The organism is Pseudomonas sp. F3-2 (assembly GCF_038804275.1).
Lineage (GTDB): Bacteria > Pseudomonadota > Gammaproteobacteria > Pseudomonadales > Pseudomonadaceae > Aquipseudomonas.
Map to the genome: position 1 here is coordinate 1,725,512 of NZ_CP152388.1, position 15,634 is coordinate 1,741,145.

Below are 15,634 nucleotides of genomic sequence, written 5' to 3' on the forward strand. Positions count from 1 at the left end.
GTATGGCTGCTGATGGAAGTATGGACACGTTCGCCCCGCAACCGGCCGCTGGCCGGCACACCGCCAGAGCCTGGCTGACGCCGACGCTGCAAAGTCTGGCCGTCGGCCTGTCGTTCATGGCCATGATCCAGGCCGACGCCCCTGTTTATCTCGCGCTGCCGTTGGCCTTGCTGGCGATCTGGCTGCCGCGTTTTTTCACGCCGCAGGCACCCGTCGTCGAGCACGGCGATGGCGAAGAGGCGATCAACCGCCTGACCCGCGATCTTTCCCGCAGCACCAGCCACAATGCCTTGTCGGCGGCCGCCGTGGCGTTTTCCGTCAGGCAACTGGCGAGCAAGTTGCAGTCCCAGGTGGACGCGGCTGAACAGATCGTCAGCAGCGCCGATGTGATGATCGCCACCGAGCGCGCAACCTCCGCACTGAGCCGGCAGGCGCTGGGCGCCGCCAGCCAGGCCCGGGAAAGCAGCGACGCCGGGCTGGCCGTGCTCAACCAGTCGATCGAGCTGATGCATCAGCTCAGCCAGCGCGCCGATGACAGCCGCCAGTTGATCGAGGCGCTCAGCCAGCGCAGCGAGGACATTCAGCGGGTGACGGCCGTCATTCAGTCTATCGCCAGCCAGACCAACCTGCTGGCGCTGAACGCCGCCATCGAAGCCGCTCGCGCGGGCGAACACGGTCGCGGTTTTGCGGTGGTCGCCGACGAGGTGCGGGGGCTGGCGGGACGCACCGCAACGGCCACTGGTGAGGTCGGTGCGATGGTTGCCGATATCCAGCAGCGTACCGCTCAGGTGGTGGAGCAGATCCGTCAGTTGTCCGGCGATCTCGATGGCGGCGTCGCGCAGGTCGAAACCACCGGCCAGCAACTGGGCAGCATTGCCCGGCTGGCCGTGGACGTGGAAAGTCAGGTCGGCGAAATCGCCCGCGGGGCCCAGACCAATCAGGAGCAACTGAGCAGCCTGTTCGTGGCCGTCGAGCAGATGCGCAGCGACCTTGCCATCAGTGACGACCAGACCCGGCGTCTGGCGCAGTCGGCGGTGCAGATGGAAGGGCAGGCCGAGACCATCAGCGAACGGCTCGCCCAGGTCGGTCTGGATGATTATCACCAGCGCATCTACGATCTGGCCCGTGAGGGCGCCGGGCAGATCGCGCACCAATTCGAGCAGGATATCGACCAAGGGCGCGTGGCCCTCTCGGATCTGTTCGATCGCAGTTATCAACCGATCGCCAACACTTCGCCGGTCAAGTATCAGACCCGTTTCGACCGCTACACCGATCAAGTCCTGCCCGCCATTCAAGAGCCTTTGCTGTCTCGACACGAGGGGTTGGTGTTTGCCATTGCCTGCACGCAGCAAGGGTATGTGCCTACGCACAATCAGGCGTTCAGCCGCCCACTGACCGGCGATGTCGCCGTCGATACGGTACAGAATCGCACCAAGCGTAAATTCGACGACCGCACGGGAATCCGCTGCGGCAGCCACCAGCAGCCGGTTCTTCTGCAAACCTACACCCGCGACACCGGCGAACTGATGCACGATCTGTCAGTGCCGATCATGGTCAAGGGACGCCACTGGGGCGGCTTGCGCCTGGGGTATCGGCCAGAAGCCAGTGTCGCCGGCAAGGTTTGAGCCCAGGCGTTTTGGGCGGCGGTGAAATCTGAGCGGGGCTCAACGTGAGTCCGTTCAATTTCTATTCCAAGTGTTTAACACGGTGGATAAAGCGCTGGGGTTTGTAGGTTGAACAGCCTATGAGCGCTTTATCGGTCTGAGATTCGAGTGGGAAGTTTCTGAAACGTTGTCTGGCCAATTGACGATGTTTCGAGTGCGAGCATTCTGTGGGTATGTGTCCGGATATGTAGGTCCGGGCGGGATCCAGTACTCAAGGATGACTCTCATGAAAACCACCCCTTTGACGCCGCACGCTGACGCGACCTTGCTCAACGCCCTGGAGGTCACTGTGCGGATCGGCCTGTTCTTCGATGGAACCGGCAATAACCGCGTCAACAGTCAGATCGGCGCCGATTGTCAGGCGATGTCTGAAGTGTATGCCAATGCCCACATCAAGGAATGCGGCGGGCGCCACAGCGACCCCGACAGCAGTTACGCAAACGATCTCACCAATATCGCCAGGCTGGCGGCGCTTTACCGTGATCAGCCTCGCGCCCATAACGCGGGCGATGGGCTGAAAGTCTATCGGTCGATTTATATCAGCGGCGTCGGCACGACGTCGGGCGGTAGAGACTCAAGACTCTCCGGCCAGGGCTTCGGTCGCGGAACGACCGGCGTCGTCGCAAAGGTGTCCAGAAGCATCAAGAAGGTCGCCGATGTGCTTGCCACCTTTCGCGGCGACAATCCCGGTTGCGTCATCGCCGCGCTCGAGTTCGACATCTTCGGTTTCAGCCGGGGCGCGGCGTCGGCGCGTCACTTTGCCAATGAAGTGCTCAAGCAGGCCAAAGGCGCGCTCGACGGGGTGCTCGACGCCCGCAAGTTGCCGTTGGTGCCTGACTTTTCCTGGTCCGCCGGCCATGTGCGGCTCAAGGTCATCGGCCTGTTCGACACCGTGGCGGCAGTGGGCGGGTTTTCCGATCTGGGCAATGTCCGGGACAGCGTGAATAACCGGGTCAACCTGTTTTTACCTCCCGGATGCGCGCAGCAGGTGCTGCATCTGGTCGCGGCCGATGAGCATCGGCGAAATTTCGCCCTCAACAGCATCAAGCCGCACTGGGAAATGGAGATCGTTCTGCCCGGCAGCCATTCGGATGTGGGGGGAGGGTATCAACCCCAGGTGTTTGAACGGGTTGCCCTCAGCCGGCCACTGCGCAGTCTGGTCAGCGCCGATACACCGTTCGACACCACTGAGGCCTGGCTGCAGGCCCATGCGCAGCTCTCCGGGCTGAACGCCCAGCGCTGGCTCGACCCCGACGACGACAGCGCTTGCCTTGGTGTCGAGTGCATCGAGCGGGTAGGGCAGCGGGTGCGTGGCATGAAGACCGTCGTGGCCACGGTCATGCTCGAACGGCGGGTGTTTGGCCATCTGTCACGGATTTACCTGAGGCTCATGCACGCGCTGGCGTGTGCGCAAGGCGTGCCCTTCGAGGCGATCGTGGATTCACCGGAAACCAGCCTGCCGCCGGAGCTGCGCGGGATCGCCAGCCGACTGATCGCTTTCGGCCTGGGCGAAGCCCCGCCGCTCGACGAGGCGGACATGACGATCCTGTACCGACGCTACATCCACTGCTCGGCCCACTGGAACAACTCGTTAGGCAGTCGTGATTCCCTGATGGGCAACCTGTTCGTGCACGCGCCCGGCGACAATGGCCGACAGGCTTTCATGAATGTCGGGCAGCCCGGTTATCCACATTGAGGCCCGTAAGTTTGTTACCGATCATGCAAGTCACCTATGCCGGGGATAGCTTTTTCCGACGCCGGGCCGCCCTTATCATGGCGCCATCGCTGAATGCTCAAGAGATCCCCGGAGGATGGCATGCGAAGCAATATCGATATCGCGGTGATGATCGGTCAGGGCGTGCCCCCGTCGTTTCGCAAGCGAGGCCTGCGCGTCTGTTGGGTCGTGCTGATCAACGGAGAGCGGCGCGGCACGGCGTTCGAAAGCCGTGCGGAGGCCGAAGAGTGCCGCAGTGCGTGGATGCGACAACTGACAATGGCGGCCTGACCGCGCCGCCATTGTTTTTACGCCTGCTTACTTTTTCGGGTGAAGCCGCTCGTTGAGGTCATCGACGATGGGCGCCCAATCGCCGTCGGCGCGCAGCTCTTCCTTCAGGTACCTGGCCTGTTGCGGTGTCCAGAAATCCGCGTCGATCAGCTTCACATCGTCCGGCAACTGATGCGCGGCGACGAATGCGTCGATGCTGGCCTCGTCCGAATCCAGTCCCAGCTGTTCGAACAGCGCTTCAAGTGTGGGTTGAGTCATGTCCATGTCTTTCTCCTCGATGGGCTCGACGCCCGAAATGTACTGAGTGATTGGCGTCATCGACTCCGTGCATATGTGAGTATCGGGGAGCGACAAGAGTTCTAACGATCTGCCGTATCGATTCAGCCTCGAACGGCCGCACGCATGGAACTGATTGCACACAGGGTGTCGGTGACATTCGTGTACAAAATCAGCGAGATTACGGACGAAAGGCATATATCCCGTATAGACTCACTGCCGGTAGAATCCACGTTCATGCCAGCGCCCGGCTTCAGGGGCGCACTTTTTTCATGTCGATTTCTCCTTGCCTGGCCCTTGGCCGGGCAAGTTCATATCAGGTTGGGAGTTTGTACATTGGCAGTAAGTAATCTGGATACCCATGCGTTATTCGTGCTGGGAGATTTGCGCGCGAAGTTGGTGAAGCAATTCCAGGCACGTTTCGTTTACGTTATCGAGCAGTCCCCCGAAGGCATTTACATGTCTGAAATCGACACCGAGACGGCTCTGGTGGTTGACGACAAGCCACGTCTGGAATTGAAAGTGGGTGACCATTTCCGCGCCTCGGTACTGCCCAGCCGTGAAGGCGGCAAGTTTGAAATCAGGTTCCGCGACATCAAGATGACCATTTATGGCCTGGGCGAATACGCGTTCGTTGAAGTGCCGGAAGGCCACGGCATCGTGTTCAAGGAATCTCAGAGCGTGTTCATGGTATTTGCCGCCCATGAGCAGATTCAGACCGGCCTGAGCAAAGTGCTCAAGTCCGCTACCGCCAAGGCCGCCAAGTGGCGCAAAGGCGAATTGGTGTTCAAGGCCAGCGAGTAAGGCACGTCGGCGGAGCGTGTGATCCTGGTTCAGGTCGGGCAGCGCGCGGCGTTGCCACTGACGATCATTTCCCCTCGTTGCGCCCTTCGGAAACTTCCGGCGGTACGTCGTCACCGGCCATGCGCTTGCGGAACAAGCCGGTTCTGGCCAGCAGCAGCGTCGTCACCGGCACCGTGATCGCCAGCAGAATCGGGATCAACCAGGCGTGCAGCACCGGCGCGCTCTTCATCGCCGAGAAGTAGATGATCGAGGCGAGTGCCACGCACCAGGCGCCGAGCGTCGACGCCAGCGCCGGCGGATGCATGCGCTGGAAAAAATCCTTCATCCGCAACAGCCCGATCGCACCGATCAGCGCGAAAAGGCTGCTCAGCACCAGTAACACTGCCGTCAGTACCTCAACCCAGAACGGCAACACGTACAGCGAATTCATTCGATCACCTCGCCACGCAAGAGGAATTTGGCCAGCGCGAACGAGCCGACGAAGCCGAACAAGGCGATCAACAGCGCGGCTTCAAAGTAGGTATCGCTGGCGTAGCGGATGCCCAGCACCAGCATCATCAGCATCGCCAGGATGTACAGATAGTCCAGCGCCAGTACGCGGTCTTGCGCCGAAGGCCCCTTGAACAGGCGGATCAGGGTGAGGACCATGGCGAACGCGAACACCGACAGGCTGAAGAGGATCGCTTGAGTGAGCAGGCCGCTCATTGAAAAATCTCCATCAAAGGGCGTTCGTACGTGGTCTTGAAGTGTTCGATGAACCGGGCTTCGTCAGTCAGATCGAAGACATGCATCAGCAGAACGCTGCGGTCCAGCGCCAGTTCCGACCATACGGTGCCGGGCACCACGGTGCAGATCATCGACAGGGCCGCCAGGCCGTTGGCGTCGCGCAGGTCCAGCGGCACCTTGACGAAGGCTGAGCGTGGCGGCCGGCTGCGCGCGCGTAGAATGCCCCAGGCCACGGCGAGGTTCGACGACACGACGTCGCGGCCCACCTGCACAAACAGTCTGATCGCCACGAACGGTTTGCGAATTCTCACCGGCAGCGGCCGCAGCGGGGCGAACATCAACGGCGCGACGAGCCCCAGCAGCAGGCCGAGCAGCAGGTTGCCGGCGCTGAGGGACAGGTTGAGCAACAACCACAGGGCACAGAGCGACAGCGACAACAGCGGAGCGGGGAACAGGCGCTTCATGGCTGCACCTCCGACGTCGCGGTGATCGGACCCGGCACCGGTTTAGCGGCCATGACCGACAGCACGTATTGCTGTGGGTCATGCAGCGCCTGCGCGGTGTCCTCGGTGTAATGCAACAGCGCCTGAGCCTTGAATGTCAGCACGATCGAGCAGCCAAGCAGAATCGCGATGGGGATGCACTCGTTCAGGCGCAACAGCGGCGAAGGGCGTTCCTGCGGGGTCCAGAAGCGCTTGATGCCGACGCGCACAAAGGCGAACAGCGACGCCAGACCCGAAACGATCAACAGCGCCACCAGCGTCCAGCTGTCACCCCGGATGGCCTCGTCTTTCGCCACATCCAGGCCCAGCGGATTGAGCAGGGCGCTGATCAGCGTCAGTTTGCCGAGGAAGCCCGACAGCGGTGGCATGCCGATGATCAACAGCGCACAGGCAATGAAACTCAGGCCCAGAAAAGCCATCGTCCAGGGAATCACCTGACCGACCAGCGCTTTCTGTTCATCGTCCAGGTTGGTGCCGGGCACGGGATGCAGCGATTCCAGCGCCTTGGGCAACTGGTCGGCGTCCTCTTCCAGCGCGATGTCGTTGGCCGAGCGCGAACGCTCGATCAGCTCGGCCAGCAGGAACAGCGCGCTCAATGCCAGGGTCGAGCTGACCAGATAGAACAGCGCGCCGGCCGTGAGACTTGGCTGGGCGAAGCCGACGGCCGACAGCAGAATCCCTGCCGAAACCAGAATGCTCAAGCTGGCCATGCGCTCAAGGCGCTGGGCGGCCACCACCGAAACGGCTGCCACGGTCAGCGTCGCCATCCCGCCCCAGATCAGCCACTGACCGCCAAAGAACGCCGATGCGCCCGCTTGCCCGGAAAACATCAGCGTCCACAGACGCAACAATGTGTAGGCGCCGACCTTGGTCATGATCGCGAAGAGCGCCGCCACCGGCGCGCTGGCGGCAGAATAGGCCGGCACCAGCCAGAAGTTGAGCGGCCACATGCCGGCCTTGGCGAGAAACGCCACGGCCAGAATGGCAGCGCCGGCGTGCAGCAGGCCCAGATCAGCGTCCGGCACCTGCGGAATCTTCACGGCCAGGTCGGCCAGATTCAGGGTGCCGGTGACGCCGTAGATCAACGCCGCACCGATCAGAAACAGCGACGAGGCCAGCAGGTTGATGGTGATGTAATGCAGGCCCGCCGACACCCGCGCGCGGCCCGACCCGTGCAGCATCAGGCCGTAGGATGCCGCCAGCAGCACCTCGAAGAACACGAACAGGTTGAACAGATCGGCCGTCAGAAACGCGCCGTACAGGCCCATCAGTTGGATCTGGAAAAGCGCGTGAAAGCTGGCGCCGGCCCGGTCCCAGCGTGCGAGGGCGAACAACAGCGCGCAGAAGGCGACGATGCCCGTCAACACCAGCATCAGCGCCGAGAGATGATCGACCACCAGCACGATCCCGAAGGGCGATTCCCAGTTGCCTGGCAGGTACACGCCGATCGATCCGGTGGTGCCGGTTTTCTGCACCCACATCATCAGCGTGATGGCGATTCCCAGGCCCAGCGCGGTCGAGAGCAGATTGATGCGCGCCTTCAACGGCCTGTGTTTTTCCCCCAGCCAGAGCATCAGCGCAGCGGTCAACACCGGCAACAGGATCGGCGCGACGATCAGTTGATTCATGAAGCTCATTCACTGCTCTCCCGGCCGTCCACATGGTCGTTGCCGGTCAGGCCACGAGAGGCCAGCAGCACCACCAGGAACAGCGCGGTCATGGCGAAACTGATGACGATGGCCGTGAGCACCAGCGCCTGGGGCAGCGGGTCGGTGTAGTTGAGCAGGTCCTGCGGCACGCCGTCCTTGATGATCGGCTCCTTGCCGATGAACAGACTGCCCATGCTGAAGATGAACAGGTTGACGCCGTACGACAGCAGGCACAGGCCCATGACGACTTGAAAGGTCCGCGGGCGCAGGATCAGCCACACCCCGGAAGCGGCGAGCACGCCGATGGCAATGGCAATGACTTCTTCCATCAGATGGCTCCTTGGGAAACGGGACTGGCCGGTTCAGCCGGTTCGATCGGCTGCGGCAGCGAGGTCGGACGATGACTGCGCACCGACTGGTGAGCCAGCGCGGTCAGAATCAGCAGGGTCGAGCCGACCACCACGGCGTACACGCCGATGTCGAAAAACAGCGCACTGGCGACGTGAACATCGCCCAGCAGCGGCAGATGCAGGTGCGCGGTGTGGGTGGTCATGAACGGATAACCCAGCGCCATCGAACCCAGCCCGGTCGCCAGGGCGAAAAACAGCCCGGTTCCCATCCAGCGCAGCGGGCGCAGGCTCATGTTCGCCTCGACCCACTGAGTGCCGGCGACCATGTACTGGAGAATGAACGCCACCGACATCACCAGCCCGGCGACGAAGCCGCCGCCCGGCTGGTTGTGGCCGCGCATGAACAGGTACATCGACACCACGAACGCGACCGGCAGCAGCAGGCGCACCAGCACCGCGGGCACCATCATGAAGCCCAGCGCGGTGTCTTTGGCGTTACGCGGGTTCACCAGATCGGTGACCACATCGCGGGCCAGCAAGCGTTGCTGCGCGGGCAGGGCGATGCTCTCCTTGGGCGGGCGGAAACGTCGTAACAGGGCAAAGACCGTCAGCGCCACCACCGCCAGTACGGTGATTTCGCCGAACGTATCGAAGCCGCGGAAATCCACCAGCATGACGTTGACGGCATTGGTGCCGCCGCCCTGTGACAGCGCGCGACTCAGATAGAACTCGGAAATCACGTTGGGCGTCGGGCGCGTGAGCATGGCGTAGGACAGCAGCGCCATGCCGCCGCCGACCGCCACGGCCAGGATGAAGTCACGCACGCGTCGTGCCCGGGCGCGGTTGCGCGAGCGAGTCTTTGGCGCGACGTTTTCATTGCGTCGTGGCAGCCAGCGCAGACCCAGCAGAATCAGGACCGTGGTCACCACCTCCACCACCAGTTGGGTCAGTGCCAGATCCGGCGCGGAAAACCAGACAAACGTGACGCAGGTCATCAGGCCGCAGACGCTGACCATCGTCACGGCTGCGAGGCGGTGATACTTGGCTTGCCAGGCCGCGCCGAGGGCGCAGGCAATCGCGATCAGCCACAGCATGACGAACACGCCGGAGCCCGGAATCTTCGGCCGCTCGCCCCAGGTCAGCCCGCCGTCGTACATCGGCACGAAGCCTGCCACCAGCGCGGCGAGCACCATCAGAAACAGCTGGGCCTGCAGCCGCCGGGTCGTCAGCAGGCGCTCGAACAGGCGCGCGGTGCGCAGCATGTTCACCAGCGAGCGCTCGAACAGGCGCTTGCCGTTGAGTCGCCACATCAGCGGCGGACCCTTGAAACGGTCGCGCTTGAAGCGCGGCCGCAGCAGCAGATACAGGACGATGCCGGCGCCCATGGCGATCAGGCTCATGATCATCGGCGCGTTCCAGCCGTGCCAGATCGCCAGGCTGTATTCGGGCAGCGCGCCGCCGACTACCGGTTGTGCGGCGGCGGCCAGCAGCGGGCCAACCGACTGCGCAGGAAAAATCCCGACGATCAGGCACGCCAGCACCAGCAGTTCGACCGGCACGCGCATCCAGCGAGCCGGCTCGTGGGGCGTGTGCGGCAGGTCGGTGGCTTTCGGGCCGAAGAACACGTCGACCGTGAAACGCAGTGAATAAGCGACGCTGAAGGTGCCGGCGATGGTGGCAATGATCGGCAAGGCCGTCTCCACCCAGGCAGTGGAGGTGATGAAAACGGTCTCTGCGAAGAACATTTCCTTGGACAGGAAACCGTTGAGCAGCGGCACGCCAGCCATTGCCGCACTGGCCACCATGGCCAGGGTCGCGGTGTAGGGCATCAGCCTGATCAGGCCGCTGAGTTTGCGAATGTCCCGCGTGCCGCTTTCGTGGTCGATGATCCCGGCCGCCATGAACAGCGAGGCTTTGAATGTGGCGTGGTTGAGAATGTGAAACACGGCAGCGACAGCCGCCAGCGGGCTGTTCAGCCCCAGCAGCAAAGTGATCAGACCCAGATGGCTGATGGTCGAATAGGCCAGCAAGCCTTTGAGGTCGGTCTGGAAGATCGCCGAATACGCGCCGATCACCAGCGTGCAGGCGCCCGCGCCACTGACGATCCAGAACCACTGTTCACTGCCGGACAGTGCAGGCCATAGCCGCGCCAGCAGGAACACCCCGGCTTTGACCATGGTCGCCGAATGCAGGTACGCGGAGACCGGGGTCGGCGCGGCCATGGCGTGAGGCAGCCAGAAATGGAACGGGAACTGGGCGCTTTTACTCAGCGCGCCAATCAGAATCAGGGTCAGCAGAACGGGGTAGAGCGCGTGGGCGCGAATCGCATCGCCGGACGCCAGCACGCGATCCAGATCGTAGCTGCCGACGACGTGGCCCAGCAGCATCACGCCGACCAGCAGCGCCAGACCGCCCGCGCCGGTGACCATCAGTGCCATGTAGGCGCCGCGTCGGGCGTCGGCGCGATGGTGCCAGTAGCCGATCAGCAAGAACGAGAAGACGCTGGTCAGTTCCCAGAAAAACACGATCTGAATCAGGTGCCCGGACATCACAAGGCCAAGCATGGCGCCCATGAACGCCAGGAAAAACGAGAAGAATCGCGGTACGGGGTCGTCCGGAGACATGTAGTAGCGGGCGTACAGCGACACCAGCGTGCCGATGCCCAGCACCAGCATGGAAAACAGCCAGGCAAACCCGTCCAGACGCAACACGAAGTTCAGGCCAAGGCTGGGCAACCAGAAAAATTCTTCGCGAATGACCCCGCCGTGGGCGATCTGCGGATACCACAACGCCACCTGCACGGCGCCGATCAGGGCGATCAGGCCGGCGAGGAGGGATTCGGTGTTGCGTGCGTTGTGCGGCAAAAGCGCCGCCAGACAGCTGCCGATGAAAGGCAGAAGCAGTAGAACTATCAGGGACATAGGTTTCTAATCTGCGCAAAAATGTCAAGGATCATACGTGCCGGGTGGAGCATCACCAACCACCAAGATGTCGCAGAATCCTACAAAGTCAGTAGGCAGCAGCGTAGTTGACCTGCGTGAACAGGCGTCAGGCGCGCTCAAGACCGGTAACGATTGGCTCATTAATTCATTTAAGCGACAATGCCCGCCAGTTTCCGGAGCGCCTCATGTCTGAATCCATCGAAAGCCTTTGCGCTGATGCCGTCCTTGACGCCACAGGTCTCAATTGCCCTGAGCCGGTCATGATGCTGCATCAGAAAGTGCGCGACCTGCCGGCCGGTGGCTTGCTCAAGGTCATCGCCACCGATCCGTCGACCCAGCGCGACATTCCAAAGTTCTGTGTTTTTCTCGGCCATGACCTGATCGAGAATCAGGCCGGCGACGGCGTTTTCCTCTACTGGATCCGCAAGAAGCAGGATTGAGCCCCGTCGCTGACGCATCAGGCTGGCTGCGCGGTGCTCTAGCGCCTACACTGCCGCGACTCCAGGAGCCCTGACATGCGCATAGTTGCCGACGAAAACATTCCACTGCTCGACGCCTTTTTTTCCGGCTTCGGTGATATCCACCGCTATCCGGGGCGCACCCTGGATCGCGCCGCGGTCGCCGATGCCGATATTCTGCTGGTGCGCTCGGTGACCAGAGTCACCCGCGAACTGCTCGAAGGCACGCCGGTTCGCTTCGTGGGCACCTGCACCATCGGCACCGATCATCTCGATCTCGATTATTTCCATCAGGCCGGCATTCAGTGGTCCAGCGCCCCTGGCTGCAATGCCCGCGGGGTGGTGGACTACGTGCTGGGCAGCCTGTTGACCCTGGCGGAAATCGAAGGCGTTGAGCTTGCTTCGCGCACATATGGCATCGTCGGCGCGGGGCAGGTCGGCGGTCGACTGATCAAGGTGCTGCGCGGCCTGGGCTGGAATGTGCTGGTGTGCGACCCGCCGCGTCAGGCCGCCGAGGGTGGCGACTACGTCAGCCTTGACGAGATCGTCGCGCGCTGTGACGTCATCAGTCTGCACACGCCTCTGAACAAGACCGGCGATCTGCCGACCTGGCATCTGTTCGACCGGGCGCGTTTGCAGCAGCTGAAACACGGCGCCTGGCTGATCAACGCCGCGCGCGGCCCGATCGTGGACAACAGCGCCCTGCGCGAGGTGCTGCTTGAGCGCGAAGACCTTCAGGCCGTACTCGACGTCTGGGAAAAAGAGCCTGTGGTGGATGTCGAACTGGCCGAGCTGTGCGTCATCGGCACGCCGCACATCGCCGGTTACAGCCTCGACGGCCGCCAGCGCGGCACTGCGCAGATCTATCAGGCGCTGTGCGCGCACCTCGGACAACCGGCGACGATCGAACTCGCCGATCTGCTGCCCCGGCCCTGGCTGGCGAACGTCACGCTCGATGCGGCCACCGACCCGGCCTGGGCGCTGAACATGCTCTGCCGCGGCGTCTATGACCCGCGCCGCGACGACGCCGACTTGCGCCGCAGCCTGGTGGGCGACGTCAACAGCCAGCGTCTGGCGTTCGATGCGCTGCGCAAGCATTACCCGCCGCGTCGGGAAATCGATGCCCTGCGCGTGAGCATCAATGGCGAGTCCGCCGCGTTGACGCAGATCGTTCAGGCGCTGGGGGCTTCGCTGATTTAACGGCATCGCGGCGGACTTCCCGGCCGTCTGGCGGGCATAAAAAACCCGGCTGATGCGCCGGGTTTCAAGTGAGCCTGATCATCACTCTTGTTTTTCGGGTTTGACCCAGTACTTTTCGCATTCCTGACATGCGGCCTGAACCATTTCTTCAGTAATCAGGACTTCTTTCCCGTCCTTGTCGAGAATGGCGCCACCCAGCTGAAGCTTGGGTTGGGCCCGGACGACGGGTTCTTGACTGCTGCTGTGCAAGCTCATGGCCTGTCTCCTCATCAGGTTGTGCGCTTCATTTACCCACGCTTGCATGATCGCGCCATGACATCCTTGAGCGCCGAAAGCGTTGACTCAGTGCACCAGAATCCGCCTTGGATCTCCAGCCTTCGGTTAGATCGATTGCTTATACCGAATGCCTTCACCGTTCCACCGACAGACGCTGTCGTAGTTCATGACGCGGCTCAAGTAGCAGCGTGGGCACCCAGTAGATGACTGGGTCGGACGCGATGAGTTCAGCGAAACACGACGAGCGTAGCAAGGATGGGCGGTGTAGGCTTGGCGGCTGGCTCGTCTTGTGGGTGCATCAAATGGCTTCAGTATTTTCCGGGCGTCAGCGCCATGCCATCCGTCTGGCGATGCGCATGCTCGCGCCTTACCGCCGACAGGCCATTGCCGCGCTGGTGGCGCTGATCGTCACTGCAGGCATCACGTTATCGATGGGCCAGGGCATTCGACTCATGGTCGATCAGGGGTTCATGACCCGCTCGCCGACGCTGCTCAACGAAACCATCGCACTGTTCATGGTGCTGGTGCTGGCCCTTGCGGTGGGGACGTTTACCCGTTTCTATCTGGTGTCCTGGATCGGTGAGCGAGTGGTTGCCGATCTGCGCAAGCAGGTGTTCGACCATCTTGTCAGCCTTCATCCGGGCTTTTACGAGAACAACCGCAGCTCGGAAATCCAGTCCCGCCTGACCGCGGACACGACGTTGCTGCAATCGGTGATCGGATCGTCGCTGTCGATGTTCCTGCGCAACGCGCTCATGGTGATCGGCGGCGTGATACTGCTGTTTTTCACCAATCCGAAGCTGACCAGCATCGTGGTGATCGCCTTGCGGCTGGTGGTCGCACCCATCCTGATCTTCGGGCGTCGGGTGCGCAGCCTGTCGCGGGAAAGCCAGGATCGGGTGGCCGACGTTGGCAGTTACGTCTCCGAAGCGCTCGGGCAGATCAAGACCGTGCAGGCCTACAACCATCAGCAAAAGGATCGCGAGCGATTTTCGCGTACCGCCGAGGACGCGTTCGACACGGCACGCAAACGCATTCTGCAACGTTCCTGGCTGATCACGCTGGTGATCGTACTGGTGCTCGGCGCGGTCGGCGTGATGCTGTGGGTCGGGGGCATGGACGTCATTGCGGGCCGGATCTCCGGCGGCGAGCTGGCAGCTTTCGTGTTCTACAGCCTGATTGTCGGCAGCGCGTTCGGCACCCTCAGCGAGGTGATCGGCGAGATGCAGCGAGCGGCCGGTGCGGCGGAACGCATCACCGAGCTGTTGCAGGCGCGCAGCGAAATCACCGCGCCCCCGGCTGACCTGCTGACGCTGCCCAAACGCATCAGCGGGCAACTGGCGCTTGAAAACGTCAGTTTTGCTTATCCTTCCCGGCCTGAACGCAATGCCGTCGACGGCCTGACCCTGACCATCCAGGCGGGTGAAACGCTGGCCTTGGTCGGACCGTCCGGGGCGGGTAAATCCACGCTGTTCGATTTATTGCTGCGTTTCTACGATCCGCAGCACGGGCAGGTTCTGATCGAGGGCCTGCCGGCGCAGCGTCTGGACCCGATCGACCTGCGTCGCTGCTTTGCCTGGGTGTCGCAGACGCCCGCGCTGTTCTTCGGCAGCGTGGAAGACAATATTCGTTACGGCAACCCCGCCGCGAGTGTCGAGCAGGTCGAAGCGGCGGCGCGTACCGCCCACGCCCACGAATTCATTCAGCTGCTGCCGCAGGGCTATCAGACCCATCTGGGCGATGGCGGCATGGGCCTGTCCGGCGGGCAGCGTCAGCGACTGGCCATTGCTCGCGCGCTGCTGGCCGATGCACCGGTTCTGCTGCTCGACGAGGCCACCAGCGCACTGGATGCGCAAAGTGAACACCTGATTCAACAGGCGCTGCCGACCCTCATGCAAGGTCGCACCACGCTGGTGATCGCTCACCGTCTGGCGACGGTACAGAACGCTGACCGGATTGCGGTGATGGACCAGGGAAGGTTAGTGGCGGTGGGGACCCATCAGGAGTTGATTGCCAGCAATCCGCTGTATGCGCGGTTGGCGGCGTTGCAGTTCAATGCGGGAGCGGAGCGGGTGGGGTGATGATGTTTTGCCTGTGAAAGTGAGGTTGCTGCTGGGGGCCGACATCGGACGCAGACTGATGCCCAACCACTCCATCTGCACAGCCTGAACCGGCCTCTTCCCGGCTGAAGCCGGTCCTACGGACATTGCAGGCTTTTCGTAGGACCGGCTTTAGCCGGAAGGCCGGTCATACGGACGTTGCACGCTTTTCGTAGGACCGGCTTCAGCCGGGAAGACCGGTCATACGGATGTTGCAGGCCTTTCGTAGGACTGGCTTTAGCCGGGAAGATCGGTCCTACGGACATTACAGGCTTTTCGTAGGACCGGCTTCAGCCGGGAAGGCTCGCGTTTAGCCCGATCAGTCCTTGCGGTATTCGCACAGGTAGGCGGTTTCGACGCTGACTTCCAGGTCGAACTTGCTGTTGGCCGGTACGCGGAACTGGTCGCCCGCCTCGAAGGTTTCCCAATCGTTGCTGCCTGGCAGCAGAACCTTCAGCGATCCCGAGATGACGTGCATGATTTCGCGATCAGCGGTGCCGAAGTTGTATTTTCCGGGAGCCATGACGCCGATGGTCGCCGCACCTTCGGCTTGCTGGAAGGCGATGGACTTGACGGTGCCGTCGAAATACTCGTTGACCTTGAACATGGCTGATCTCCTTGGAAGGGGTGCAAAAGGTCGGACAGTATGCCCAACGTACAAAAGGCCGTCATCCGCTTTGAT

Annotated in this window: 16 protein-coding genes; 7 read left to right on the top strand and 9 right to left on the bottom strand. The window is 62.3% G+C overall.

Annotated elements, in window-relative coordinates:
• Positions 1 to 20 precede the first annotated feature (20 nt).
• The 3 genes from AAGQ88_RS07860 (at position 21) to AAGQ88_RS07870 (ending at position 3,669) form a co-directional block, all read left to right on the top strand.
• Positions 21 to 1,625, top strand: a complete 1,605-nt coding sequence (locus AAGQ88_RS07860) for a methyl-accepting chemotaxis protein (protein ID WP_342655760.1) — start codon at positions 21 to 23, stop codon at positions 1,623 to 1,625.
• A 265-nt stretch (positions 1,626 to 1,890) separates the two neighbouring features.
• Positions 1,891 to 3,360 (top strand): DUF2235 domain-containing protein, encoded by a 1,470-nt coding sequence (locus tag AAGQ88_RS07865; RefSeq protein ID WP_342654915.1) that lies wholly within the window; start codon positions 1,891 to 1,893, stop codon positions 3,358 to 3,360.
• A gap of 120 nt (positions 3,361 to 3,480) precedes the next feature.
• Positions 3,481 to 3,669 (top strand): hypothetical protein, encoded by a 189-nt coding sequence (locus AAGQ88_RS07870; protein ID WP_342654916.1) that lies wholly within the window; start codon positions 3,481 to 3,483, stop codon positions 3,667 to 3,669.
• A 27-nt stretch (positions 3,670 to 3,696) separates the two neighbouring features.
• Here the strand turns inward: AAGQ88_RS07870 and AAGQ88_RS07875 are convergent, their stop codons facing one another.
• Positions 3,697 to 3,933 carry a DUF2789 domain-containing protein gene (locus AAGQ88_RS07875; protein WP_342655761.1) on the bottom strand — a complete coding sequence of 79 codons (237 nt, stop codon included), beginning with the start codon at positions 3,931 to 3,933 and terminating at the stop codon, positions 3,697 to 3,699.
• Between the two features lie 348 nt (positions 3,934 to 4,281).
• Here AAGQ88_RS07875 and AAGQ88_RS07880 point away from each other — a divergent pair, with 348 nt between their 5' ends.
• A complete protein-coding gene (locus tag AAGQ88_RS07880; RefSeq protein ID WP_342654917.1) occupies positions 4,282 to 4,749 on the top strand; it encodes a hypothetical protein in 468 nt (155 codons plus the stop codon).
• 64 nt (positions 4,750 to 4,813) lie between these two features.
• On the opposite strand, the gene AAGQ88_RS07885 is transcribed toward AAGQ88_RS07880, so the two are convergent.
• Genes AAGQ88_RS07885 through AAGQ88_RS07910 form a run of 6 tightly spaced genes read right to left on the bottom strand, consistent with a single transcriptional unit; the run spans position 4,814 to position 10,898 of the window.
• The gene (locus AAGQ88_RS07885; RefSeq protein ID WP_342654918.1) at positions 4,814 to 5,179 is read right to left on the bottom strand and encodes a Na+/H+ antiporter subunit G; all 366 of its coding nucleotides are present in this window, start codon (positions 5,177 to 5,179) and stop codon (positions 4,814 to 4,816) included.
• A complete protein-coding gene (locus tag AAGQ88_RS07890) occupies positions 5,176 to 5,454 on the bottom strand; it encodes a K+/H+ antiporter subunit F (protein WP_093460244.1) in 279 nt (92 codons plus the stop codon). The genes AAGQ88_RS07885 and AAGQ88_RS07890 overlap by 4 nt, the downstream gene beginning before the upstream one ends.
• The gene (locus AAGQ88_RS07895; RefSeq protein WP_342654919.1) at positions 5,451 to 5,939 is read right to left on the bottom strand and encodes a Na+/H+ antiporter subunit E; all 489 of its coding nucleotides are present in this window, start codon (positions 5,937 to 5,939) and stop codon (positions 5,451 to 5,453) included. Before AAGQ88_RS07895 ends, AAGQ88_RS07890 begins: the two co-directional genes overlap by 4 nt.
• Positions 5,936 to 7,615, bottom strand: coding sequence for a monovalent cation/H+ antiporter subunit D (locus AAGQ88_RS07900; RefSeq protein WP_285424459.1), 1,680 nt, complete (start codon positions 7,613 to 7,615; stop codon positions 5,936 to 5,938). Before AAGQ88_RS07900 ends, AAGQ88_RS07895 begins: the two co-directional genes overlap by 4 nt.
• Complete coding sequence (locus AAGQ88_RS07905; RefSeq protein WP_081568723.1) at positions 7,612 to 7,956, bottom strand: Na+/H+ antiporter subunit C; 345 nt, start codon at positions 7,954 to 7,956, stop codon at positions 7,612 to 7,614. The genes AAGQ88_RS07900 and AAGQ88_RS07905 overlap by 4 nt, the downstream gene beginning before the upstream one ends.
• Entirely contained in the window at positions 7,956 to 10,898 is a 2,943-nt protein-coding gene (locus tag AAGQ88_RS07910; RefSeq protein WP_285424458.1) for a monovalent cation/H+ antiporter subunit A, read from the bottom strand. The genes AAGQ88_RS07905 and AAGQ88_RS07910 overlap by 1 nt, the downstream gene beginning before the upstream one ends.
• Before the next feature lie 206 nt (positions 10,899 to 11,104).
• Here AAGQ88_RS07910 and tusA point away from each other — a divergent pair, with 206 nt between their 5' ends.
• The gene (tusA, locus tag AAGQ88_RS07915; protein ID WP_342654920.1) at positions 11,105 to 11,359 is read left to right on the top strand and encodes a sulfurtransferase TusA; all 255 of its coding nucleotides are present in this window, start codon (positions 11,105 to 11,107) and stop codon (positions 11,357 to 11,359) included.
• 75 nt (positions 11,360 to 11,434) lie between these two features.
• Positions 11,435 to 12,577, top strand: a complete 1,143-nt coding sequence (gene pdxB / locus AAGQ88_RS07920; RefSeq protein ID WP_342654921.1) for a 4-phosphoerythronate dehydrogenase PdxB — start codon at positions 11,435 to 11,437, stop codon at positions 12,575 to 12,577.
• Positions 12,578 to 12,658: 81 nt separating this feature from the next.
• On the opposite strand, the gene AAGQ88_RS07925 is transcribed toward pdxB, so the two are convergent.
• Complete coding sequence (locus AAGQ88_RS07925; protein WP_177182088.1) at positions 12,659 to 12,832, bottom strand: PA1571 family protein; 174 nt, start codon at positions 12,830 to 12,832, stop codon at positions 12,659 to 12,661.
• 323 nt (positions 12,833 to 13,155) lie between these two features.
• On the opposite strand from AAGQ88_RS07925, the gene AAGQ88_RS07930 reads away from it, so the two are divergent.
• Positions 13,156 to 14,934: an ABC transporter transmembrane domain-containing protein gene (locus AAGQ88_RS07930; RefSeq protein WP_342654922.1), complete on the top strand. Its 1,779-nt coding sequence runs from the start codon at positions 13,156 to 13,158 to the stop codon at positions 14,932 to 14,934.
• A gap of 337 nt (positions 14,935 to 15,271) precedes the next feature.
• Here the strand turns inward: AAGQ88_RS07930 and AAGQ88_RS07935 are convergent, their stop codons facing one another.
• Positions 15,272 to 15,559: a pyrimidine/purine nucleoside phosphorylase gene (locus AAGQ88_RS07935; RefSeq protein WP_285424454.1), complete on the bottom strand. Its 288-nt coding sequence runs from the start codon at positions 15,557 to 15,559 to the stop codon at positions 15,272 to 15,274.
• Positions 15,560 to 15,634: the final 75 nt, after the last annotated feature.